General features: G+C 43.0%; 23 protein-coding genes. 12 read left to right on the forward strand and 11 right to left on the reverse strand.

Going from position 1 to position 24,675, the window contains the following annotated elements; translation table 11 throughout:
- Window positions 1-864: transposase (locus B6A27_RS08785; protein WP_139788105.1), on the reverse strand; the 864-nt coding region annotated here is incomplete at its 3' end.
- A gap of 392 nt (window positions 865-1,256) precedes the next feature.
- Here B6A27_RS08785 and B6A27_RS08790 point away from each other — a divergent pair.
- The gene (locus B6A27_RS08790) at window positions 1,257-2,723 is read left to right on the forward strand and encodes a CoA-acylating methylmalonate-semialdehyde dehydrogenase (protein WP_080861699.1); all 1,467 of its coding nucleotides are present in this window, start codon (window positions 1,257-1,259) and stop codon (window positions 2,721-2,723) included.
- 24 nt (window positions 2,724-2,747) lie between these two features.
- Window positions 2,748-4,100 carry an aspartate aminotransferase family protein gene (locus tag B6A27_RS08795; protein WP_080861702.1) on the forward strand — a complete coding sequence of 451 codons (1,353 nt, stop codon included), beginning with the start codon at window positions 2,748-2,750 and terminating at the stop codon, window positions 4,098-4,100.
- A gap of 434 nt (window positions 4,101-4,534) precedes the next feature.
- Here the strand turns inward: B6A27_RS08795 and B6A27_RS08800 are convergent, their stop codons facing one another.
- Window positions 4,535-5,260 (reverse strand): NAD-dependent deacylase, encoded by a 726-nt coding sequence (locus B6A27_RS08800; RefSeq protein WP_080861705.1) that lies wholly within the window; start codon window positions 5,258-5,260, stop codon window positions 4,535-4,537.
- Window positions 5,261-5,286: 26 nt separating this feature from the next.
- Window positions 5,287-5,892, reverse strand: coding sequence for a TetR/AcrR family transcriptional regulator (locus B6A27_RS08805; protein ID WP_066147556.1), 606 nt, complete (start codon window positions 5,890-5,892; stop codon window positions 5,287-5,289).
- Window positions 5,893-6,010: 118 nt separating this feature from the next.
- Here B6A27_RS08805 and kynU point away from each other — a divergent pair, with 118 nt between their 5' ends.
- The 4 genes from kynU to B6A27_RS08825 are packed head-to-tail and all read left to right on the forward strand — an operon-like array spanning window position 6,011 to window position 9,451.
- Window positions 6,011-7,279, forward strand: a complete 1,269-nt coding sequence (gene kynU, locus B6A27_RS08810; protein WP_066147558.1) for a kynureninase — start codon at window positions 6,011-6,013, stop codon at window positions 7,277-7,279.
- The gene (kynB, locus tag B6A27_RS08815; protein WP_044745436.1) at window positions 7,276-7,920 is read left to right on the forward strand and encodes an arylformamidase; all 645 of its coding nucleotides are present in this window, start codon (window positions 7,276-7,278) and stop codon (window positions 7,918-7,920) included. The genes kynU and kynB overlap by 4 nt, the downstream gene beginning before the upstream one ends.
- A gap of 19 nt (window positions 7,921-7,939) precedes the next feature.
- Window positions 7,940-8,791 carry a tryptophan 2,3-dioxygenase gene (kynA, locus tag B6A27_RS08820; RefSeq protein WP_066147562.1) on the forward strand — a complete coding sequence of 284 codons (852 nt, stop codon included), beginning with the start codon at window positions 7,940-7,942 and terminating at the stop codon, window positions 8,789-8,791.
- Between the two features lie 33 nt (window positions 8,792-8,824).
- Window positions 8,825-9,451 (forward strand): LysE family translocator, encoded by a 627-nt coding sequence (locus B6A27_RS08825; RefSeq protein ID WP_080861708.1) that lies wholly within the window; start codon window positions 8,825-8,827, stop codon window positions 9,449-9,451.
- A 226-nt stretch (window positions 9,452-9,677) separates the two neighbouring features.
- Here B6A27_RS08825 and B6A27_RS08830 read toward each other — a convergent pair whose 3' ends face one another.
- From B6A27_RS08830 to B6A27_RS08855, 6 genes are all read right to left on the reverse strand, one after another.
- Window positions 9,678-10,607, reverse strand: a complete 930-nt coding sequence (locus tag B6A27_RS08830; protein ID WP_066147567.1) for a response regulator — start codon at window positions 10,605-10,607, stop codon at window positions 9,678-9,680.
- Window positions 10,607-11,878, reverse strand: coding sequence for a sensor histidine kinase (locus tag B6A27_RS08835; protein WP_080861711.1), 1,272 nt, complete (start codon window positions 11,876-11,878; stop codon window positions 10,607-10,609). The genes B6A27_RS08830 and B6A27_RS08835 overlap by 1 nt, the downstream gene beginning before the upstream one ends.
- 403 nt (window positions 11,879-12,281) lie before the next feature.
- Window positions 12,282-12,932 (reverse strand): amino acid ABC transporter permease, encoded by a 651-nt coding sequence (locus B6A27_RS08840; protein WP_080861713.1) that lies wholly within the window; start codon window positions 12,930-12,932, stop codon window positions 12,282-12,284.
- Window positions 12,933-12,958: 26 nt separating this feature from the next.
- Window positions 12,959-13,612 (reverse strand): amino acid ABC transporter permease, encoded by a 654-nt coding sequence (locus tag B6A27_RS08845; RefSeq protein WP_066147573.1) that lies wholly within the window; start codon window positions 13,610-13,612, stop codon window positions 12,959-12,961.
- Between the two features lie 207 nt (window positions 13,613-13,819).
- A complete protein-coding gene (locus tag B6A27_RS08850; RefSeq protein ID WP_080861716.1) occupies window positions 13,820-14,680 on the reverse strand; it encodes a glutamate ABC transporter substrate-binding protein in 861 nt (286 codons plus the stop codon).
- A gap of 22 nt (window positions 14,681-14,702) precedes the next feature.
- Window positions 14,703-15,431: an amino acid ABC transporter ATP-binding protein gene (locus tag B6A27_RS08855; RefSeq protein ID WP_044745428.1), complete on the reverse strand. Its 729-nt coding sequence runs from the start codon at window positions 15,429-15,431 to the stop codon at window positions 14,703-14,705.
- A 191-nt stretch (window positions 15,432-15,622) separates the two neighbouring features.
- On the opposite strand from B6A27_RS08855, the gene B6A27_RS08860 reads away from it, so the two are divergent.
- Window positions 15,623-15,877 (forward strand): DUF1450 domain-containing protein, encoded by a 255-nt coding sequence (locus tag B6A27_RS08860; RefSeq protein ID WP_080862000.1) that lies wholly within the window; start codon window positions 15,623-15,625, stop codon window positions 15,875-15,877.
- A gap of 658 nt (window positions 15,878-16,535) precedes the next feature.
- On the opposite strand, the gene B6A27_RS08865 is transcribed toward B6A27_RS08860, so the two are convergent.
- Entirely contained in the window at window positions 16,536-16,871 is a 336-nt protein-coding gene (locus B6A27_RS08865) for a hypothetical protein (protein ID WP_080861717.1), read from the reverse strand.
- A gap of 254 nt (window positions 16,872-17,125) precedes the next feature.
- Here B6A27_RS08865 and B6A27_RS08870 point away from each other — a divergent pair, with 254 nt between their 5' ends.
- A complete protein-coding gene (locus tag B6A27_RS08870) occupies window positions 17,126-18,508 on the forward strand; it encodes a methyl-accepting chemotaxis protein (RefSeq protein WP_080861718.1) in 1,383 nt (460 codons plus the stop codon).
- Window positions 18,509-18,610: 102 nt separating this feature from the next.
- On the opposite strand, the gene B6A27_RS08875 is transcribed toward B6A27_RS08870, so the two are convergent.
- Entirely contained in the window at window positions 18,611-19,915 is a 1,305-nt protein-coding gene (locus tag B6A27_RS08875) for a globin-coupled sensor protein (protein ID WP_080861721.1), read from the reverse strand.
- A gap of 393 nt (window positions 19,916-20,308) precedes the next feature.
- Here B6A27_RS08875 and B6A27_RS08880 point away from each other — a divergent pair, with 393 nt between their 5' ends.
- From B6A27_RS08880 to B6A27_RS08895, 4 genes are all read left to right on the forward strand, one after another.
- A complete protein-coding gene (locus B6A27_RS08880; protein WP_080861724.1) occupies window positions 20,309-21,748 on the forward strand; it encodes an aldehyde dehydrogenase family protein in 1,440 nt (479 codons plus the stop codon).
- A gap of 83 nt (window positions 21,749-21,831) precedes the next feature.
- Window positions 21,832-22,053, forward strand: coding sequence for a hypothetical protein (locus tag B6A27_RS08885; RefSeq protein ID WP_080861727.1), 222 nt, complete (start codon window positions 21,832-21,834; stop codon window positions 22,051-22,053).
- A complete protein-coding gene (locus tag B6A27_RS08890) occupies window positions 22,040-22,918 on the forward strand; it encodes an AraC family transcriptional regulator (RefSeq protein ID WP_044745422.1) in 879 nt (292 codons plus the stop codon). The genes B6A27_RS08885 and B6A27_RS08890 overlap by 14 nt, the downstream gene beginning before the upstream one ends.
- Before the next feature lie 722 nt (window positions 22,919-23,640).
- Entirely contained in the window at window positions 23,641-24,645 is a 1,005-nt protein-coding gene (locus B6A27_RS08895; protein ID WP_080861729.1) for a substrate-binding domain-containing protein, read from the forward strand.
- The last annotated feature ends 30 nt before the right edge of the window (window positions 24,646-24,675 follow it).

Here is a 24,675-nt window from a genome sequence, read left to right on the forward strand (position 1 = left end):
GTATGTAGCTAGTCGTGGTAAGAAATTTTCCCGAATCAGCTCTAAAGGTTTTTTCCATTTCCTGCATTCTTGGCGCTTTTCCTTACGAATCTTTGTCTCTGGTTCCTTTTCTATTTCCTCTGTTAGCGTTTCAACTTTTTCTTCTATCTCCTTAGCGACTGTCTCTAAATGATGTTCGGTGATCTCTTCACGTTGTTCGGTTTCCTTTTCTCCCGTTCCAGCTTCTAATGGTGTCAATTCATGAATGTACTCAAGTGTTTCTTGAATTTTTTCTTTTAATGTTGCTTCCCATTTCTCTGTTGATTTTTTCCACACGAAAGAATACTTATTGGCGTTGGCTTCCATCTTGGTGCCATCCAAAAAGTAGTTTTCCATTGTGATGTACTTTTCTTCAATCAATTTTAGAATCATGGCTTCAAATAACTCATCCATCAAGGCTTTCATCCGTTCTCCGCGGAACTCATTGATCGTGCGGAAATCTGGTTGTTGCATCGCAGCTAACCATATGGCAGGAAGATTTTCTTTTATTAGTTTTTCGATTCCACGGCAGGAATAAACCTTTTGGGAATAACTATACAGAATGATTTTAAGCATCATTTTGGGATGATAGGAACTTCTGCCACCACCTTTATAATGAGAAAACAATAGCTCATCTGGTACAGATTCCACCATTTCGTCCACTACTCGTGCGACGTGATGTTCTGGTATAAGGGCTTCAATATCAAAAATCACTTGAGTTTGACGATTGTCATAGGGTTTAAAAGTAGGGGCTAATGGTCTTTTAGAGGGCTTTTTTTCCTCTGTCTCTGGAAAAAGTGTCATTTGCGTGTTATAATTTTCAGTAGTAATCATTTGATTGCTCATAAAAATCGTCCTTTCTGGAATGTTGTGGTGGTACCTTCATTTTACAGGATAGGACGATTTTTTTGTGTACTTTTTTAAAAAATGAAAAAAATGAGAGGGGCTTCAAAAAGTCAGTTACCCTGACTTTTTGGACAGCCCCTTTTCATTTTGCGTCATAAAGTCTAAGTAGTTGTCATATTGTGGAATGGGAACGAACGCACTTTTTACATTATGTCTAATGAATGCGTCAACGAACTAAGCGATAATGGAAATGAATGACGAGTGTTGATGATCCGCTCTTTTATTTAAGGAAGCAGGAAGTCCAGCCGCTAAGCGACCGCAACGAATCTTTTGGTTCATCAACGCGGCGATCAATGAATATTTCGCACCATCAATCAATAGGAGGGAACGCCATGGCTTTGGTTAGAAACGAAACCGCTGTTTTAAAAAATTTCATTAATGGAAAGTGGGTAGATTCGAGCGGAGCGGAAACGCTGGAAGTACCGAATCCGGCGACAGGGGAAGTGCTGGCTAGAGTTCCGATTTCTACAAAAGAAGATGTGGAGCGTGCCGTACAAGCGGCGAAAAAGGCGTTTGCTTCATGGAAGAACACTCCTGTTCCAAAACGGGCGCGCATCATGTTTAAGTTCCACCATTTGTTGACGGAGCATCATGAAGAATTGGCAAGGCTGATCGTGCAAGAGAACGGAAAAGCATATAAAGAAGCGTATGGCGAGGTTCAACGCGGAATTGAATGCGTCGAGTTTGCAGCGGGGGCTCCGACTTTAATGATGGGCGAGACGCTTGCAGAAATTGCGGAAGACATTGATTCGGAAATGCTTCGCTATCCGTTAGGAGTTGTCGGGGGAATTACACCGTTCAATTTTCCGATGATGGTACCGCTTTGGATGTTTCCATTGGCGATTGCCTGCGGAAATACATTTGTGCTAAAGCCTTCCGAGCGCACGCCCATTTTAGCGAATAAATTAGCCGAGTTATTTACGCAAGCCGGTGCGCCGGAAGGGGTTTTAAATATTGTGCACGGCGCCCACGATGTGGTCAACGCGCTGATTGCCCATGAAGATATTCGGGCTATTTCCTTTGTCGGTTCCCAGCCTGTAGCCAAATATGTGTATGAGCAAGCGGCTGCAAGAGGCAAACGCGTACAGGCTCTTTCCGGGGCGAAAAACCACCATATTGTGATGCCCGATGCCAATGTTGAGCTTGCTGCGCAGCATATCATCAACTCCGCTTTCGGAAGTGCAGGCCAGCGCTGCATGGCGTGCAGTGCCGTCGTTGTTGTAGGAGATAATGAACAGTTTGTCCAAACGTTAAAAAAGCAAGCGGATGAACTGGTGATCGGCAATGGAATGGATGAGGACGTATTGCTGACCCCGGTCATTCGCCAATCACATCGGGAGAAAGTGCTTGGTTACATCGAAAAAGGAGTGGAAGAAGGCGCTGTGCTGATTCGCGACGGACGAAAAGAAATGGCGGAGCTTTCGGAAGGGAATTTCCTCGGGCCAACGATTTTTGATCATGTAACACCAACAATGACAATTGCCAAAGAAGAAATTTTTGCCCCTGTCCTTAGCTTGCTTCGCGCGGCTGATTTAGATGAAGCGCTTGAATATATCCGCCAATCCCGCTATGGAAATGGAGCGACCATTTATACAAAGGATGCAAAAGCCGTCCGTCAATTTCGCGAAGAAGCAGATGCCGGAATGTTAGGAATTAATGTCGGTGTGCCAGCGACGATGGCCTTTTTCCCATTTTCAGGATGGAAGGATTCATTTTATGGCGATCTTCATGTCAATGGAAAAGATGGCGTGAATTTCTATACACGAAAAAAAATGATTACCTCCCGATTTGATTTTTAATTTTCACAGAAGGAAGGGAACAGAATGGTTCAAACAGATCAAAGTCAACATTTATTGGAAAAAGATGGTCGATATATATGGCATGCCATGAAGCCGTACAATCCTAAATCAACATTGATTGTCGAGGAAGCAAAGGGATGCTGGGTAACCGATCATACCGGAAAAAAATATTTAGATGCCATGGCTGGGCTTTGGTGCGTCAATGTCGGTTACGGTCGCGAGGAGTTAGCAGAGGCCGCTTATGAGCAGCTAAAGAAGCTTGCTTATTTTCCGCTGACGCAAAGCCATGCACCGGCAGTTGAACTGGGAGAGAAATTGAACGAGCTGCTAGGAGACGAATATGTCATTTTCTTCTCTAACAGCGGCTCCGAGGCTAATGAAACCGCCTTTAAAATGGCCCGGCAATATCATCAGCAAAAAGGAGAGCATAGCCGCTATAAAATTATTTCCCGTTATCGGGCGTATCATGGAAACTCGATGGGAGCACTCGCGGCTACTGGACAGGCGCAGCGCAAATATAAATACGAACCTTTGGCACCGGGCTTTATTCATGTCGCTCCTCCCGATTGCTACCGCGATAACGAGACAGCGGAAAATCCGCGCAATTTAAAATCCGTTCAAGCGATTGATCAAGTGATGACATGGGAATTAAGTGAAACCATCGCCGCGGTCATCATGGAACCGATGATCACAGGCGGGGGAGTGCTCATTCCGCCGGATGGCTATATGAAAGCGGTGAAGGAAGTGTGTGAAAAGCACGGAGCTTTGCTGATTGTCGATGAAGTGATATGCGGGTTCGGCCGAACAGGCAAACCGTTTGGCTTTATGCATGATGGAGTGAAACCGGATATCATCACCATGGCGAAAGGAATTACAAGCGCTTACTTGCCGCTATCGGCCACTGCAGTCCGCAAAGAAATTTATGAGGCATTCAAAGGGGAAGAGGAATATGATTATTTCCGTCATATAAATACGTTTGGCGGAAATCCGGCCGCATGCGCCCTTGCCTTAAAAAATTTAGAAATTATGGAAAAAGAGCGTTTGTTTGACCGGTCCCGCGAAGCTGGCGAACAGCTGTTGAATGAGTTGAAGCATAAACTGCAAAACCATCCTTATGTCGGCGACGTTCGCGGCAGGGGCTTGCTGATTGGGATCGAGCTGGTGAAAGATAAAGCTACAAAAGAGCCGCTGGATGTGTCGCTTGTCAATCAAGCCATCAATATTTGCAAAAACAACGGCTTGTTGATTGGCAAAAACGGTGTGACGGTAGCTGGCTTTAATAATGTGTTAACATTGTCGCCTCCTTTGACGATTGAAAGCGAGGATGCTGCCTTTTTAGTGCAAACATTGACGGGAGCGCTTGAAGAAATAAAGTAGTATATTTATATGATTCATTGTGTATCCACACAGGGCTCATTCATATGAACGGGCCCTATGTTTTTTGTTGATCACCGATATGGTTACCGTGAGCCGGGTAGTGGATGAATGTGGATCATGATGATACTCGATTAATTAACCATGTGATATTGCAAAAAGACAGATGATTTAGACTGGTATAGAAAACTATGGATTGAAAGACATTGCTATAAGGTGACGATACCGTTATTGGTTTGGATAGGTTCATGCTATGAATATTATGGAGTGTTATCATGAAGGAAAAATAGTGATCGCGATGACTAATCGCTTTGATATATTGAAATGGCAAAACGATTGCTTAGCAGTTCGAACGAGAAAAGTGGAGTTAGGCATCGATCGCCAAAGGAAAAGGATGAACGTGTCCTCTTTATAGAATAGAGGCCACGCTCTGTTGTTTATATTCTTCGTTCCAACTGCCGATCCGTCTCTGCCAGTACATCGCCGATTTTTCGATTTTGGATGACAAGATCGGCCCATTCGTCCAGTTCGGTCGGCTCTAGGTTGACGATGACGAGTTGGGCGCCGTTTCGTTTGGCGATGAGCGGCAACTGATTAGCGGGCGATACTTGCAAGGAAGAACCGAGCACGATGAACAGTTTGGCTTGCTCGGCGGCGCGCCATGCTTGTTCTACCGCTTCCGCCGGCAGCGCTTCGCCAAACAGAACGACGGAGGGGCGCAAAAAGCCGCCGCATGTGCAGTAAAAGGTATCATCAAGATAAGCCTCGCTTTCATCAGACTGATTACAGCGCGCACAACGGACCGTCCGAAGTGAACCGTGAAGTTCGATGACCTTTCGGCTGCCGGCCTGCTGATGAAATCCGTCGACATTTTGGGTGATGACAGTTTGAATAAGCCCACGTGCTTCCCAGTCAGCGAGAATACGATGACCAGCATGGGGTTGACATTGCCGGAGTGTGCGAATGCGGTATTGATAAAAGGAGATAAAGTCCTCTCGGTGATATTGAAGCGCATGCGTACTTGCTAAGCGCTGTGGATCCTTTTGTTGCCATAATCCTGTCTGTACGGAGCGGAAATCGGGCAATCCGCTTTCTGTTGACATTCCTGCCCCGGTCAATATGACTGTATGCTTTGAATCAAGCATTAGCTTTGCTAAAAGCATCTATTTCACCTTCTTGTGAAAACGTATTATTCGTATATGCCGTTTGTGTACATTTCTGTTAAATGATAAACGGCATCTTCCAATGAAAAAGGAACCTCTTGTTCGGTTAATTCCCACATATACATTTCGTTAGCGTAAAACCAACCTCGTGCGACCAAACTTGGCTGCAAATGTGATTTTGCTAGTCCGTTTGCCTGCGAATAGGCAACATCCTGTGCGATGCGGGTGATAAATTGTTCGCGGATTGCTTTCCATTTTTTCGCGACTAAATCGGAAATGCCGATCGCTTCTTTCATTAGCTGAAGCAGCCGCTGCTCCTGGATGGCCAATTGTAAAAAAAGGCGGACTTGATGCTCAATGAGATGGCGGGCTTCTTCTTTTGTTCGGGGAGCAAACGGGATTTCCGCTACTTCGTAAAATTTTCTCATCGTTTTTTCCATCATTTCAACAAAAATGTCATCCTTGTTTTTAAAATACACATACGCTGTTCCATAGCCCACATTTGCTTTTTGGATAATTTGCGAAATGGTGGTTTTCTGAAATCCGTTTTCTAAAAATACGTCGTAGGATGCAGCGATAATTTTTTGTCTTGTTTCCATTGCTTGAAGCTGTCTTGAAGAAAGCTTTTTCATCGCTTATCTTCCTTTCTGTATGTTGGTGATAATCTGTCATTGACATTGTGTCAACTTACCTATATATTTTAACTAAAAATATAGAAAATTCAAACACAACAAACAAGGCGGTGGGAAAATGTATTCACGAGAGGAAGCACGCCAGCTTGATCGACTAGATAAGTTGGCATCGTATCGAAAGGAATTTTATCTTCAGGAAGGCACGATCTATTTGGATGGCAATTCACTTGGCTTGCTTTCACAACGCGCGGAACGGTCATTGCTGGAAATTCTAGATTCATGGAAATCATACGGCATTGACGGGTGGACAAACGGACACCATCCATGGTTTTATTTATCAGAAGCATTGGGAGAGCGCATGGCTTATCTTGTTGGCTGCAAACCGGAGGAAGTGGTGGTTACAGGTTCCACGACGGTTAACCTTCATCAGCTTGTGGCTACATTTTATCAACCGACAGCTGCAAGAACGAAAATTTTAGCCGATGAACTGACGTTTCCATCGGATATTTATGCATTAAAGAGCCAACTTAAGCTAAAAGGATACGACCCGAAGGAGCATCTCGTGCTCGTCAAAAGCAGGGATGGAAAAACCATCGAGGAGGCCGATTTGATTGAAGCGATGACAGAGGAGATTGCTCTCATTGTGCTGCCAAGTGTTCTTTATCGCAGCGGCCAGCTTTTTGACATGAAAACGCTCACAGAAGAAGCGCATAAACGTGGAATTATGATCGGATTTGATTTATGTCATTCCGTCGGCGCCATTCCGCATCAGCTCCATGACTGGGGAGTTGACTTTGCTTTTTGGTGCAATTACAAATATTTGAACGGCGGCCCAGGATGTGTGGCGGCTCTGTATGTTCACGAAAGGCATTTTGGGAGAGAGCCTGGATTAAGCGGCTGGTTTAGCTCAAAGAAAAACAAGCAGTTTGATATGGAGCCGGATCTGACTCCTGAAGAGCATGCTGGCGCTTTTCAAATCGGCACACCGCATATTTTAAGCACTGCTCCTCTGATTGGCTCTCTTTCTCTATTTTGCGAGGTCGGGATGGAGAATATTCGCCAAAAATCATTGCGTCTCACCGAGTATATGATGGCGCTGATCGAGCGTGAATTGGCAAACTACGAATTTATGATAGGGAATCCAAGAGAAGATAAGCGCAGAGGAGGACATGTTTATTTAGAGCATCCAGAAGCGGCGAGAATTTGCCAAGCGTTGAAGGCAGAAGGGGTCATTCCTGATTTTCGTAAGCCGAATGGGATTCGTTTGGCTCCGGTCGCATTATACAACACGTATGAAGATGTTTGGCAAGCAGTTCATATTTTAAAGGAGATTATGGAGAAAGAAAAGCATAAAAAATTTCCGAACGAACGGGGAGTGGTGGCATGACAAAAAAAACCTCCTCTTCATGGATCGATATTTCACAGCCGCTTTCTCATTCGATTGCTCATTGGCCGGGGGACACACCATTTGCGTATGAGGTATCTTTTACAAAAGAACAAACGGGTTCAGTCAATATCGGAAAAATGACAACAAGCGTCCATATTGGCACACATGTCGATGCACCGTTTCATTTTGACGATCATGGTCAAAAAATAATCGATTTGGCGATCGATGTTTTTATTGGACCGGCGCGTGTGATTGATGTATCACCATTCTCCATTATTAATAGTGCTGTGCTGCAATCCTTCGATCTTTCCGGCGTTCAGCGTCTATTATTAAAAACGAATGTTCCGAACCAGCCAGAGCGGTTTCCTGAGTCGATTCCGCTGCTTGATCCAGATTTAGGCCCGTTTTTCAAAGAGAAAGGGATTGTGTTGCTTGGAGTGGATGTTCCGTCAGTCGATCCGCTTGACAGCAAAGATCTTAAGACGCACCATTCATTTGCCAAAAACGGTGTGCATATTTTAGAAAATGTAATGCTTGACCATGTCGAATGCGGCGACTATGAGCTTATCGCACTGCCGCTTCCGTTAAAGGATGCTGACGGAAGCCCGGTGCGCGCAGTTATTAAGCCGATGGCAACATAGATAAGAAGGGGGTTCTATCATGCACAGTTCATCAGAAAGAAATCAAAAGCTAGCGGCGGAAAAAGGCATTCATACGGATTTTTTAAATAAAATGACCTATGGTGATTATTTGCAGTTGAATGCGCTTCTATCAAGCCAAAAGCGTCTGTCCGATCACCATGATGAAATGTTATTTATTATCATTCACCAAGTGAGTGAATTATGGATGAAACTGATTCTTCACGAACTAAAAGCAGCGATTCAAGCCATTGAACGGAATGAAATGGATCCAGCCTTTAAAATGCTGGCGAGAGTGTCGAAAATTCAGTCGCAAATCATTCATGCCTGGGACGTACTGGCGACATTGACTCCATCCGAATATATGGAGTTTCGCGATCAATTAGGACAGGCGTCCGGCTTTCAGTCTTACCAATATCGCATGATTGAGTTCGCTCTTGGTTACAAAACGGACTATATTTTAAAAATTTACGAGAAGGATCCAGTTTTGTATGAGGAGCTAAAAGAAGCGCTATATGCTCCAAGCATCTACGATGTCGCCTTAAAGGCGCTGGCCCGCGCTGGATTTGCGATTAATCCATCCCTTTTGGACCGGGATTATTCAGAGCCGTATCAAGAAGATTCGACGGTGGAAGCCGCTTGGTTAGATGTATATAAAAAGGTGGACCAATATTGGGAATTATATCAGCTGGCTGAAAAGCTCGTTGATATTGAAGATTGGCTTCAGCAATGGCGGTTCCGGCATATGAAAACAGTGGAACGCATTATCGGGCACAAAATAGGGACAGGAGGTTCATCGGGTGTCACGTATTTAAAGAAAGTGCTTGATCATCGCTTCTTCCCTGAATTATGGAATATTCGCACAAAATTATAAGCAGGGGGAGCGATTAGAAAAGGAGTGGGGAATGTGGATTTGACGTTGATCCTATCTTTTTTAGGATTCGCCGTTTTATTGACGCTTATGCCGGGACCGGATATTTTATTTGTGATCGCTCAAAGCCTTTCACAAAATAAGAAAGCGGGAATAGCCACAGCGTTTGGTCTATGCTCAGGACTCATTGTCCATATAACAGCCGCTACGCTTGGCGTTTCGGCATTGATTTATCAATCAGCTCTAGCATTCGCTGTTGTAAAATATGCCGGTGCTGCTTATTTGCTCTATTTGGCGTGGCAGGCGTGGCTCGAAAAGCAAGAAGGCTTTCATTTAGATAACCAGCAATCTTTAGAATACAAAGCTCTATACAAAAAGGGCATTTTGATGAATTTATTAAACCCGAAGGTCTCGCTATTCTTTTTAGCGCTGTTGCCACAGTTCGTCAATAAATCGATAGGGCATGCAGCGCTGCAAATGTTCATCTTGGGGCTGATCTTTCTGATCCAAGCTCTTGTTATTTTTGTCGCTGTCAGTGCGGGGGCTGAAAAACTGCGGCATGTGTTGCTTGCCCATTCATCGGTCGCCAAGCGAATCAATCGAGTCAAGGCGGTATTATTGGGGTCTATTGGAATACAAATCGCATTTAGCAAACATAATTAATATTATGTTAACTATTAAAATGGCATTTGCTTCAGAGTTTTAGAGGAGGGGGGATCACTGCTTTTTCCTGTGTCACTGAACTCGCTCGATCGTTTATGAACGTCTTGGTTTCATTTCATTTGTGCCTGCATTCAGTTGCGTTTCTTATCCGCCAAGCGTTTTTGAAACTTCGGATGATAGCTAAAGTCAAAATGGGTTTTGGCTATCTGCTTAGGAGCATAGACGCCTATGCTCCTTTTACTTCGATATAAAAAGCGGATAAAAATTTCTTTACGTTAATCCGGCATTTCGTTGTTTTTTTACCGGCTTCCAGCTCCTTCATGCGAAGGCGAATTTGCTTGAAATCAAATAAACGCGGCGCAAAATGCTCGAAGGTAGGGTTTGTATAGTCGGTTAATCCGAGTGAGGATAAATGGGTAAAAGCTTGAAAAATCATTCGGCGAACCCGTTGCTCCATCGCTTTAATTTCTTTTTGAAGGGATGGCTCCTCTTCTGAGCCGTGCAGCCGCTTGATAATTTGCCGATATAGCTCTTTTAACGGTGGCAAATCATGCATAGTCGCTCCTTTATGTTCCGCTTCAGCAAACCATTGCATAATGTGCAGCAAATCGGCTGCGCCCGATTCGCCAGCAATTCCTAATGTTAAAAGGAGTTGTTCAATTTTTTGCTCCAAGCTCACTTTTTCATAATGAGCCGTATGCTGCGGCGGAGAAGGATACATGTCATGTTTTTTGCTTTGATCCAAAGTGTGCAATAAACGGCGGATCGAATTCAGGGAAGAAACAGCCGCCATATAGTCGGCTACGCGTCTGAGAACCGAAATGACCTCATATCGATTAATCGGCTTGTGGATGTACGTATCAATTCCGCAAAGATAAGCCTGTCCGATCATTTCTTTATGTTCTACTTGTGAAATCATAATAAAAGGACCGGTAAATCCTTGCGCTTTTAATTTTTTGATGGTTTGTATCCCATCTAAGCCCGGCATCAAAAGATCAATCAAAATAACATCGACGGCATAGAGCTGATCGATTGATACATGCAAGCCATCCTCCGCTTGACCTACCACTTCGCCAAGTCCGCTTTCTACAATTATTTTTTCTAGCATTTTTCGGACAACAGCATCATCTTCAATAAGAAAAAAACGAAGGGACATCACACGGCTTCCTCCTTTCGCAGCAGCTGACTGCCTGGAATTCTGACTTGAAATTGTGTTCGGTTGTGCTCGTCAAATGCCAGTTGTATGTGCCCCTTAAAGCTATGAACAATTTCTTGCGCGTGGGTCAATCCAATCCCGTTGGAAGGGTTGCCATTTTCATCATATTTTGTCGTAAATCCCGGCTGAAAAATCCAATCCCGATCCTCATCGGGAATTCCAGGACCTGAGTCAGTTACGCGAAACACCAGTTCATTGTGCTCAAATTGCACATGAAGAGAGACCCATCCGGAATCTGGCACCGCCTCGACGGCATTGGCGACTAAATTGTTTAGGACAGAAAGAAGGGCGTATACATGATAGGTCGGTAAATCGATGTCACATGCTTCATGAAAATGAATCGATTTGCCGAGAAGTTCTGCGTATTTTTGGTTAGTGCGAATGACCATGCGGCAAAGCTCCTTGATCGGCAAATTCAATTCTGCTTGTTCTTGGCTAATCAGATCAGACAATCCGGCCAAAATTCGCTGCGAGTCCTTTTTAACTTCGTGAATATGTTCAGCGATATACAGGGCGGTGCCTAGCTCGGCCTGTTTAGACTCCATCAACTGTGTATACAGCTCATAACTTTTGTGCGTAATCTCCTCTAAATGGCTCATCGATTTTCGCAGATAGAATGCTTCTTCATAAAGGCTTGTATTAATCATGACAAGGCGTTCCAGCTCTTGTCTTCGCGCTTCTCCTAAAGCCCGCATATGCTGAATGGTTAAAATGTTATATAGTCCTATTACGCAGAAGCTTCGCAAAATTGCAAACAAAAGCAGCATAAAAACGGTTTCGTGTGCGATGGTGAAAGACTCACCAAGCAGCTGACGAATGAACAGTTCTACGATATTAGCTGTAAAATCAATCGCTGCCCCAAGCACTCCGACGTGGATAGGGTGGTCCAGATGCTGGCGGAATTTTGTCATATATACAAGCCAAGCAAAGAAAATGTAATAAATGCCTGCAGGCAAATGAATCAATAAGCTATCAGCCAATGGCTGCTGTTTGGTTAACCAATCAATCATTACGCGAAAGGCGGTGACAAACACCCCAACACAAAAGCCAGTCAGACATAGAGGAATCGTACGAAGCCAAACAAGTCCAAAGAAAAAAGCGACACTTCCTAAAGAAAATCGGAAAGAACTGGAAAATGGATTTACTTTCATCTCTCCAAGAAAAGCTGTAGCAGAGATGAGAAGCAATAAGGTTAAAATTCGTTCACGCATCATGTTCCCCTCTGTCTATCAGGAAATCTTCTCCCATTCTATCATATTATTATACAATAAAAGGGTATTAAGAAAATGTATGGATTTCTTATCATTATATTTTATATAAAACTAAATGGATTTTCCAATCTGTTTCATAGGATGAAGAATCGTCTTTTTTATGCTCAGCATTTCGAGTGACAGAAAACGTTTCCGATGGGAGAAGAGTGGAGAAGTCGGCCGTATAAATTTAAAGATTGAACGAACGATGTCTGTGAATCTATGGTTGAAGGGCATGCCTATAGCATGCCCGGTAGGCAAGCAAACCCGCTTGTTTACTTCAGCAAAAAAGCAAGGAATCCAGTACTGTTCATTGAGTTTTACTGGATGATCAGCACTCCTGATTCTTCATCCTTTCTTTTATTTATCGGTGCTTATATTCAAGCTTTCGCGAAAGCAGTGATAATGAATAATTCACGACAAAATACATGATGGCGACGAGCAAGAAGATCGGAATGACATAATTGACATTTCTTCCGTTAATGATTTGAGCATGATTCATTAATTCAGGAAGGGCAATCACAACAGCTAGCGATGTATCCTTCAATAAAGAAATAAATTGTCCGACAATGGGCGGCACCATGCGTCTTAACGCTTGGGGAAGGACAATATGCCATAGCGTTTGCAAATACGTCAGCCCTGATGATCTCGCTGCCTCAATTTGCCCTTTTTCAATGGAATTTAATCCGCTTCTCACAATTTCTGATAGCATAGCTGATTCGAAGATAACAAGCGCCAAAATCGCGGCATAAAGCTTATCGAGCTTAAAGCCGATCTCAGGAAGAGCGAAATAAGTAAAGAAAATAATCAATAATAACGGCAAGTTGCGGATGACTTCAACTAGGATTGCGAGAATGTGGGAAACGACAGGAATCTGCCCATAACGCAATACCCCAACGATAATGCCGATCGCAAAGCTAAGCGCAATAGAAATAAAAGCTACTTCAAGCGTGACGGCAAATCCTTCAAGTAAAAATTTAAAATGAACTGGAGAATAGGCGCCGATAAAGTCCATTTCTCACCCCACCTTTTTCTATCATCTTATCGACTTCTTGCTAAGCGGCGTTCGAGCGCGCCAACGCCTAAGCTAAGCGGAATGGTTAACACTAGATAAAACATGGCAACAAAAATATAGACGTCAAAAGTGACAAACGTTTCGGAGGAAATTAAATCACCAAAATACATCAGATCTAATCCTGCAATAACGCCTAGAACAGAAGAGTTTTTAACGAGATTGATAAATTGGTTGCCCATAGGCGGTATGACAATTTTAATAGCTTGAGGCAAAATCACATGCCACATGGCTTGCAAATAAGTTAATCCCGATGATCGTGCGGCTTCCATCTGTCCTTTTGGCACAGAAAGAATCCCGGCACGGATGACTTCGGCGATAAAGGCAGCTGTGTAAACGGTTAATCCCAATGTTCCGGCGGTGAAGGAGTCCAAACGAATGCCAAGAGCCGGCAACCCGACGAAAAATACAAATACAATTAAAATGAGCGGGATATTGCGAATAAATTCAACATATGCCGCTCCAATCCAATTCAATGGACGCACCGGCGCAATGCGAAAGATGGCCATCACCGTTCCAATAAGTAAACTGCCGATTAGGGCAAGAACACTGGATTTTATCGTATGAAGAAAACCTTGCATATACAGATCCCAATGTTCGATTAAAATTGAATAATCAGGCATGATTGCACCTCCTCGTTATGCTTGATACAAGGTTGTTTTTGATATGCGAATAGATGGCAAGCTAGGCTTTTGTCGCACAACTTGCGTGGCAGAAGGAGAGTTTGTGGCTTACCTCTGGTTGTTGTCTTCATTCGCTCCGTTTCCCAATGGTCTTTCTATAGAATAGCAGATGAGCGGAATATGCCCGCTCATCCGTTCAAATGGCTATTATTGCTTTGGCTTTTCTCCAATCCATTTTTCATAGATTTTATCGTATTCGCCATTCTCCTTAATTTCGCGCAAATATTCGTTAATGAGATCGACAAACTCTTTGTCTCCTTTGCGCACAGCAATTCCGTAAGGCTCTTCAGAAAATGTCTCATCCACAACCCGGAAATTCGGATCCTGTTTCGCCATGCCAAAAAGCAATGCATTATCGGTGGTGAGGGCATCGCCTTGTCCAGCTTTTAATGCTGTAAAGGCTTCCGCATAATTTTCAAACTCCAAGACGGTTGCTTCTGGAGCCTTGGCGCGAATATTTTGCGCAGAAGTGGACCCTTTTGCGGTTAAAACGGTAACTCCTTTTTTGATATCTTTTATTCCATTAATCTTACTGTTCTTTTTGACAAGCAAGGATTGTCCAGCCATAAAATAAACATCAGAAAAATCGACTTCCTTTTTCCGGTCTTCTGTAATCGTCATCGTAGCGATGATGGCATCAATTTCGCCATTATTTAACATCGGAATTCGCGTTTTCGATGTTACTTCTTTTAATTCAATTTTATTTTCATCACCGAGAATTTTTTTGGCGAGACCCTTGGCGATGTCAATATCAAAACCTTCCACTTCACCAGTTTCTGGATTTTTTAACCCAAAAAGATTCAAATCATATTTTACTCCGACGACGAGCTTTCCTCTTTCTTTAATCTTGTCTAGGGTGCTTTGAGCTGATTCTGTTTGCTTCGATCCGTCTCCTTTGCTGTCTGTGGCTGCTGTTTCACTGCTGTTGCAGCCGGCTAAAGCGAATAAACAGAGTATGGCTGCCAATACAAGTCCGATTCCTTTTTTCCACATTCTTTTGGCTTTCATAAAAATTCCCCCTATTTGTTATCTAATGACTAAGAATACGGCTCAGAAACAAGCGGGCTCGCTCCTCGCGCGGGTGGGCAAAGAATTCTCCCGGCGAGGCCTCTTCGAGAATTTGTCCTTTGTCCATAAAGACAATTCGGTCTGCCACTTCACGAGCAAACCCCATCTCGTGCGTAACAACGACCATGGTCATTCCTTCTGTAGCCAATGTTTTCATTACATCTAGCACTTCGCCAATGGTTTCGGGATCCAGCGCTGATGTCGGTTCGTCAAACAGCATAATTTTCGGCTTCATGGCGAGGCCCCTGGCAATGGCGACCCGCTGCTGCTGACCGCCGGATAATTCAGCGGGATAAGCGTTTGCTTTATCTGGAATCCCCACTTTTTCGAGATAATACATAGCTGTTTCTTTTGCTTCTTTTTCTGAAACGCCTAAAACTTTAATAGGTGCGAGCGTAATATTTTGCAATACAGTTTTATGCGGGTATAAGTTAAAATGTTGGAAGACCATGCCGATATTGCGGCGAAGCTTATTAATGTCGACATTCTTGTCATTCACCTTCACACCGTCAACGATTAATTCGCCGCTTGTGATCGTTTCAAGACGATTAATGCAGCGGACTAAGGTGCTTTTTCCTGAGCCAGATGGACCGATAATGACGACAACTTCTCCTTGTTCAATGGAAAGATTGATATCTTTTAGAACGTGGAAGCTGCCGTAATGTTTGTTCACTTGACGAAAATGAATCAATGATTTCCCCCCTTTAAAACGATTTTGAAAAATTTATTTTTTTCTGAATAAACTATAAAGAACAATCTACTGAAATCTACAAAAAACAACGAGAAAAAATAATTTTGTTGTTTCGCGATGAAAATTTTTTGGTATTATTAGAGTAGATGAAAATGATAATTTTTATCATTGCGGAGGTTTGGAAGGCAGAAATGAAGAAGATCTGTTTTTGTAAGAAAAATAAGTTTGAATCAAAACAGCTTTATGTGTTTTTAAAAGATACCTATAAAAACATTAAAATTAAGCGCAAAGACTGTTTAGGAAAATGCAAGACATGCAAACGCTGTCCATTTGCATTAATTGATAAAGAAATGGTAAGATGCAGCACGGTGGATGAATTGTACGGCGAAGTTCAGCAGCGCCTGATTCAAGATTGGCGGAAAATTCGTGCAAAATCCGCGCAATGATCGATTAGCTATTTCATTTAAAAGCTGACGGCAGTGGCGCGATAAAAAGGGTAGAGAGAAAGGATGAAAAAAGCGTCATATTTATATGGCGTTGTATCGAAGATGAATCGCTGATGGAAACCAGGACCAATGTATTGGTTCTTTTTTTATGATTGGACTTGGTGGGCGATGCAATCGATCCATCGATTATCCTTAGGCGATAATCGATAGGAGAAAGGTATAAAAACTCATGGTCAGAACACAAGTCTGTACATGTGCCTTTCGACCGGAGAAAATGGGGCATGCCCTTGCTCATATCAAATATCGATGAATCACAAGTTTTATCTATCAGAGCTTTGCTGTCTGGCTAACGAGTTCCGTAGAGATGAAAAGTCTTTTTATTGGATTTTGCGAAAACATTAGCAAAAAGGATTCCTGTGAAGGTTTTTATTTAATAAAATCATGTGAATTCAGTTAGAAAAACGTCAGCAAACCTGGGGGTAGAAGGAGTTTAGACCATGCAAAGACGGGGGATTTTTTTAGTATATTCCCGTCATCAAGCGGTTATTTTGACATATATCACAACGGTTAAGAAGCAAATGGTTAATTAACGTATAGAAAAACCTCCCGCCTCTTTCATAAAAGGCAGGAGAGATTTTGCGCGGAATAAGAGGGATTGCTAAGACGGTTGGTTATTTGTCGGCGTCGTGCTCGTTTGGTTTTGCATAAGCTCCTGTGAAAGCTCCACCGTTGCTAAACTCGGCTGTTTCATTCCTCGATTTCGGTTCATTAAGCTGTTCATTTTATTCATGGCTTGTTGAAGTGGCTGTTTGAGGGAAAATGCAGAGATTCGAGCTTTTCTCCTATTCAAAACAGCCGTTAACGCCATTCCTAAACCGAAGCTAAGAATGCTCCAAGTCGCTATGCGGTTATTGTTTCGCCGCCCCATTAGACGTAATGCTTGCTTCCACATCATGCGATTACGTCCGAAATTAAATAGACGTAACAGGTTCATTTTGTTTACACTCCTCTTTCATCAATATATACAAACGGTTAAATGAATCGGTTTAAACAGTTATTAATGTGTACGAATCAAGAGAAATCATGTATGGAAAAGAATAGTGGATCATCAGTGAGACAGGAAGGTTCATCGAGTGATGGAAAATGGATACTAAACAAAAAATAAAGAATATTCAAAAAGGATTCGGTTGTTTTTTAAAATCAATGTTATAATTTTGTTATAAAATATAACATCGAAGGGGAGATTGTATGTTTTTATTAAAGCGGCGTTTGAAAGAAAACGATTTGTTACATCATTCCGGTGAAGCGGATGATCGACATGTCATGGGACAGATCCAAGTAGCAGCTGATCAGTTAAAAGGAATTATTGAACAAATGAAGCTGGCTGCTCATTCTCTCGATGAAACATCTTCGTCAAGCAAGGAAAGCACGGTTGGATTAACGGCGCACCTTGAAAAAACAGTGAATGATGTGTTAAGTGTGGCGGGAAAAATAAAAAAAATCGAAGCGGCGGCTGTGCAAATTTCCGCTGTTTCCCAAGAAATTCATTCCAGCAGCCAATTGTTTTATGAAGAGCTGGCTCATTCATGGGAGTCGCTCAAAAAATTACAGGAAGAAATGGCGGAACTTCGGAGCAGTCACCAAATGCTGCTGCGGCAAATGGATAGCCTTGTCACTCGATCGCAGGAAATCAATCAAATTCTTGCGACGATTGGTGCTATTTCACAAAGAACGAGCATTTTGGCATTAAACGCCAACATTGAGTCGGCGCGAGCAGGGGAGCACGGCAAAGGGTTTTCGGTAGTAGCCAATGAAGTCGGAAATTTAGCTGGACAAACATCAAAAGCGGTTGAACAAACGCGGGAAATTTTATCATTGATCCAAAAAGAAATTGCTTTATCAACAGACATGGTGAAAAAGGAGACGGAACAAATTGAACATGGCTCAAAAGAAATGACGGATGTGCTTTACATTCTTGATACATTTAAGGGGAAGCTAAGCGGAATTACAGGCATGGTATCGGATTCGACACAAGCGGTAGAGGCACAAACGGAAAGCATTCAAGAAATCGCGTTATTGCTTGATGAAATCTCCAATATGTCGGTAGCAAATAAAGAATATGCTCAGGCAGTAGCAAAGGATATGGATCGTCAGCACCAAAATGTCCAGCAAATCATGCGAATCAATGAAGCTTTAGAGCAAACCTCCAATGAATTACAAGGCATGATGAAAAAAGATCATGCGATAACGATTGCTTCTCTTGATGAACAAATGATCGAAGAAGCGAAAAAGCGGCTGTTTACGTTTTTGCAGGCGTGCCCATTATATAAACTGGACGAGCGGCAGCACCAAAAATATTTGAACGAATTTTTGCGCTCTCATTCTAATATTGAAGCGGTCTGGTCGAATCGTTTAGATGGGACCTTCGTTTATTCCAATCCTTCCGCGGGACTTGTCAACGCGAAGGCACGTCCTTGGTTTATCGAGGCAAGCAAAGGAAACACGTTTATTTCAGACGTTTATATTTCAGCGTTAACGAAGAAGCCGTGCCTGACGATTTCTGCGCCTATTTTGCATCAGCAGCAAATTGTCGGTGTAGTAGGTGTGGATTTATCAGTGTCGGTCATATAGGAAAAAGCCCCGTTATTCGAAGCGAGGGTTCGGGTAATCGGGGCTTTGGCTGCCAGATGGCGGAGCGCACCGATATCTTTCGGTAGCACCGATTTGGCTTCTCTACAGATCATAGGCCACTTTCTCCACCTGTTCAGCAGATGCAGCGACATCGGCGATGGCTTGGCTCATTTCTGACACAACATGAACGTATTGCTTCATTTCGTGATCAATGCGTTGATTTTGTTCGCGAATTTGCTTTAAGGACAAGCCGAACTCATTGAAAAATTGATTGATTTTCTCCATATCATCTGTACCTTCCGCAATTAATGAAGCCATGGCATCCAATGATTGCGAGATCGTATGAACCTTTGAGTTGAGCTCGTTTAAAATGTCCGCTACACTCGAAACCGACTGTTTCGTTTGCGAGGCAAGGTTGCGAACTTCGTTGGCAACGACCGCAAACCCTTTTCCGTGCTCTCCAGCCCGGGCAGCCTCGATCGAAGCGTTAAGCGAGAGCATATTGGTTTGGTCGGCGATGGCCGTGACAAGGCTGTTGATATTTTCGATCTTCGCAGCTGATTGTTGGAGGCTATGTACTTCCGTCTGAATTTTTTTCATCATCTGTTGAAAATTACGAATCGTTGATTGCTGGCGCTGTAGTTTTTCTTGGCCTTTGACCGATTGTTGTTCGCTCGTATCCGCAATTTGAACGGCTTCTTTAGCAAAGTGCAAAATATCCTTGGCTTGAGTTGTTAATCCATTAGCCGAGGAGCTGACTTCGCTTGATACAGTGGAAAGCTCTTGAACCATCGCTTTAAGCTGTTCTTTCATTTCATTTTTTATTTGCTCCATTTGCATCCGGTTTCTTTCGTTTGCTTTTTCATATTCCTCTAACACAATTTGCTGTTCAAGGCTTAGTACTTTGGTCATCGATTTAGTGGCCTCCATTAGCGCATGCGGCTCAGAAATATGAGGAAAAATGACGTCTAATAGAGCCAACAGCAATTGCTGAAAGGCGCACATATACCATTTTGGGAGAAGCTGGATGCGCAAATGGGCGATCGCAATGCGCCTGCGTTTCGCGATGAACTCATCATCAATTCTTCCGCTGAACATTTCAATGACATGGACCTTTAACGTTTGTTTTAATTGTTCAACAGAGCTGTGCTGTTGAATAATAGCGAGCAGTGAAGGCTCTGTTTGAAGCACATCATAGAAGCGGGTGACAATGGTATCGATTTTTTCTTCAATAAACGGCTTTAACGCTTGAAGTATGGCCAGATCCCGTTCGGTTAGCTCAACCATTTCGATTTGTTTGTTAATGGAAGGATTCTGAAGACGGACCAGCCTAGTTGGAACGTTTGGATTGATATGGCTTGTGCTGGCGGGCTGCGCCTTTTTTCTCATAAAAATTGAAAAGCTCATGTGTGCTCGCTCCCTTTGCAACTATAATAAATGTAAAAATAGTATAAATATGCTATAAAACATGATCCAAAAGGAATAAGCAAACGGGGCTTCCTGACGGTGAATTCAATGATTGGTGAATGGATGTTTGAGAAGTAAACGTTTACTTATTTCGATTGTAATTGTACAACACCTATTGAAAATAGTGAATAAAAAGATGAAAGAGAAAATGTGAGGTTAAAAATTGCCTATATCCTTAGAAGTGGAGAATCATCAACAGCAGGACTTTTCCGTCAAAAAGACGAATAAAGATAATGGTGGTTGTGTTAGCATGTTATGGCTATTGAGGAGAACGGAAAGGGTGTTAGAGGCAACCTGTCGTTTGTGCAATTAAAAGGAAAGGGTGGGAGTACGATGAAAACGACTTTTGAAAAAAAGAAGCTATATATTGATGGGGAGTGGGTGGAAGCAAGAGCGTATACGACATTGCGGTCTCCTTATTCTGGCGAGGCGCTTGCCGAAATTCCAGCTGCGACGGAGGAAGAGGTTCGTTTAGCGATTGCGGCTGCATATGAAGCGCGGGGAAAGATGAAGCAAATGCCAGCCTACCAACGAGCGGCTATTTTAGAAAAGGTGGCGTCACTTTTGCAGGAGCGTTCAGAGGTGGCAGCGCGAATCATCGCAACAGAAGCTGCGAAGCCGCTGACAACAGCAAAAGCGGAAGTGGCTCGCACCATTCAAACCTATAAATTTGCTGCGGAGGAAGCGAAGCGTATTCATGGTGAAACCATTCCGTTAGATGCGGCGCCGGGTGGGGAAAACCGAATCGCATTTACGACGAGAGAGCCGATTGGAGTCATCGGGGCGATCACTCCTTTTAACTTCCCAATGAATCTTGTTGCGCACAAGCTCGGACCGGCCTTTGCCTCCGGAAATACGGTCGTATTAAAGCCGGCAAGCCAAACTCCGCTTTCGTCCTATTTTATTGCTGAGCTGTTTGAAGCTGCGGGACTGCCAAAAGGAGCGCTCAATGTAGTAACGGGAAGCGGCCGAACTGTAGGCGATCAGATCGTCACGGATCCGCGCGTCAGTATGGTGACATTTACGGGAAGCCCAGAGGTAGGGATTGGCATTCGCAATAAGGCCGGGCTTAAGCGTGTGACGCTGGAGCTTGGATCGAATTCGGCCGTCATTGTCGATGAACAAACAGACATCGACCGGATGATCCCGCGCTGTGTCTTTGGGGCTTTCTCTTTCCAAGGACAAGTGTGTATTTCCCTTCAGCGCATCTATGTTCATGAAAAACGATATGACGAATTTGTAGAAAAATTTATTGCAGCTGCTCAGCAGTTAAAAATCGGCGATCCGCTTGATGCTAGTACAGATGTCTCAGCATTGATTACACCTCAAGATGTCGAGCGGTCATTGCAGTGGATTGAAGAAGCGAAACAAAGCGGTGCGACAGTAGCAATCGGCGGCGAGCGGCAAGGAAATATTTTGCTGCCGACGGTCATTTTAAATGCAGCGCCTACGTTGAAAGTATCGTGCTATGAAGTGTTTGCGCCGATTGTTTTGATTAATAAAGTTTCATCTATTGATGAAGCGATTGAATTGGTCAATGATTCACGTTACGGTTTGCAAGCCGGCATCTATACAGATAATGTCCATGTCGCGTGGAAAGCAGCAGAAAAGCTGCATGTCGGCGGAGTGCTTGTCAATGATATTCCGACGTTCCGGGTGGATCATATGCCATATGGAGGCGTCAAGGAAAGCGGATTTGGCCGTGAAGGCATCCGCTATGCAATCGAAGAAATGACAGAGTTAAAACTTGTGATTTTCAATCGCAATCAGTAAGGAGCAACCGTGCCGTTTCTTTTAGACGGCACAGTTTTTTTGCTTAAAAAGCGGTAGGACAGCTTGCTTGATAGCAGGTTTGAATGAATGCTTGTATTGGCTCCCATATTATAAACATGGGAAAAAAGCAGCGAAGCTCGATCGATTTTGGCGGCTCTGAACATGATCAGCCGTGTCTGCAGCGAAAAGGGGACAATGGATCCATCCGGGAAGCTCCCTGCATGATTGGGCACGAAATGTCGGGCGGCGTTCCTTCATTCCTGTTATTCTATGGGCAAGGAGGTCATCAAGATGGATTTGCTTAAGAATATGAACGAAGCGATGAAGTACATTGAAGCCAATTTGACGGCAGAAATTGATTTTAAAGAAGCAGCAAAGCTGGCACTTTGCTCAGAATACCATTTCAAAAGGATGTTTTCTTTTCTTTCGGGGATTCCGTTATCCGAATATATCCGGCGCCGACGTCTGACGCTTGCCGCTTTGGAGCTCAAGGAGAGCAAGGCAAAGATTATTGATATAGCCCTGAAATATGGATACAGCTCCCCGGATTCATTTGCCCGAGCATTTCAAGGGCTGCATGGGATCACACCATCGGAAGCTAGGAATGGCGGCTGTTCATTGAAAGCTTATCCGTCCATGACCTTCCAGTTATCTGTAAGAGGAGGAAATGAAATGAACTATCGCATTGAAGAAAAAGGACCGTTTCGCATCGTTGGCATCATGAGACGAGTTCCGCTGATTTTTCATGGAGTCAATCCGGAGATTGCCTCCATGTGGAAAAGCTTAGATGATGACACAATCAATGAGTTGAAGCGGCTTTCAAATGTGGAACCTTTAGGGCTGCTTAGCGCCTCTGTGAACTTTTCTGAGGGAAGAATGGAAGAGAAGGGAGAATTGGACCATTATATTGGCGTGGCGACAACGAAAGAATGCCCAGATCATCTAACGAAGCTTGAGGTTTCTGCCTCGACATGGGCTGTATTTGAAGTAGTGGGACCCTTTCCCCAAGCATTGCAAGAAGGATGGGGACGTATTTATTCTGAATGGTTTCCTTCAACCCATTATGAAGCGGCTGAGGGGCCGGAAATTTTGTGGAATGAGAATAAAAATATCCACTCGCCCACTTTCAAGAGCGAAATATGGATTCCCATCTCAAAAAAATCCATATAATTGAAGTGAGGGAATAAACGGTGATAAATTTTCATGAGGAAAATTTATCACCGTTGAATGTGTCAGCTTTCTTTATTGATGAGCGAAAGTATTTCCAGAGCTTTGAGGTTAACGTTGGGAGTTTAATCAGGCGTCTGCCGGAACAACGTCCTCATCAATACGGTGGAAAAGCAACGCATTCGAACCTTTACCACTCGTTTTCATGATGAAGGAAAATCCACAAATTTCTCTTTATTTCGTCGCCTGGGCCATCGGTAAGTTGTATGTAAAAAATGAGCTGTCCTAAACAGCTCATTTTTTTGATTCGGAATATGTTTGCTTGAGAGATGGCTCCCTCCAAATCAAAAGGATTCTTCACGTTTCTTCCTAAAGCTACATCGTAAACGATTTGAAATTCAATAGTTAACTATTCTCTATTCATGGTACAATAAAATTGTACGAACAAAAAATATGTGGATTTTATGTTTTATAAGGAGACGGAAAGGGACGAATTTTCTATTTTGTTTATTGATGCGTACAAATTAAAGCGAATGCGAAACCATATTTTTGTTTTGGGTTTATTTAGCGCCTGATCGCTACATTTATAAAAACTTATGGCCATATAAATATACAGAAAGTTTCCTATCTTTTAGACACTGATTCAATTTTATAAAAAAGGTGGGAATAATCCATTTTTTTGTAATTTTTTTTATTTTACAGTGATGGTAGGCAGGGGGATTGCCATGAAAAAATTGTTATTGGTTTATGTTTTTTTAATCGGTGTCTTTCTCATTTATGTATATAACTATCATTTGCAAGCTTCCCGTATTCGGACTGTTAATCAAGAAGAGCAAACTTTACAAGGAAAAATCGAGGAGACGTATGTAATGGTCACTTTTTTATCTGGAATTGACTATTGGAAAAATTGTTTAAAGGGATTTGAGGATGCGGCTCAAGCACTCAATGTTTCAGTAGAGTATCGGGGGGCGACACAATATGACGTAAATGAACAGGTGACGGTGCTTGAGCAAGTAATTGCTAAAAAACCAGCTGGCATTGCGATTTCTGCAATAGATCCAAATAAACTGACTGGAACGATTAATAAAGCTGTGGAACAGGGAATTCCAGTTGTATTATTCGATTCCGATGCTCTTTCTAGTAAAGCGTTTTCATTCCTAGGAACGAATAATTATAATGCCGGAGTGACAGCGGCGCATAAAATGGCAGAGCTGTTAGGAAAAAAAGGGAAAGTAGCGGTTATTACGCTTCCCAATCAGTTAAATCACCAACAAAGGACAAAAGGGTTTATTGAAACGATTGATAAAGAATATCCGGAAATGGAAGTCGTAATAGTAAAGGATGGGAAAGGAGATGCCCTTGCCTCGAAGCAAGCCGCTCTAGAGCTGTTAAAACAATATCCAGAGCTATCAGGTATTTTTGTTACCGAGGCCAATGGAGGAGTCGGAGTGGGTGAAGCCGTTGCATCGTTTGCAACAGCGAAGAAAGTAAAAATTATTAGCTTTGATACCGATAAACGAACATTGGATATGGTGAAACAAGGAATGATAGAAGCCACATTGGCTCAAGGAACATGGAATATGGGATATTGGTCATTGCAATTTTTATTTCACCTTCACCATCGCTTAACTCCTTCTTTGCCATCTGGCTATCCTTTATTGCCTGCGTATATGGACACTGGAATTACAGTTGTAACGAAAGAAAACGTGGATAGCTTTTATGCGAAATAAGGGAAAGAATGCGGATGCTAGAAATGAGGG

The sequence above is a fragment of the Anoxybacillus sp. UARK-01 genome (genome assembly GCF_002075365.1).
Taxonomy (GTDB): domain Bacteria; phylum Bacillota; class Bacilli; order Bacillales; family Anoxybacillaceae; genus Anoxybacteroides; species Anoxybacteroides rupiense.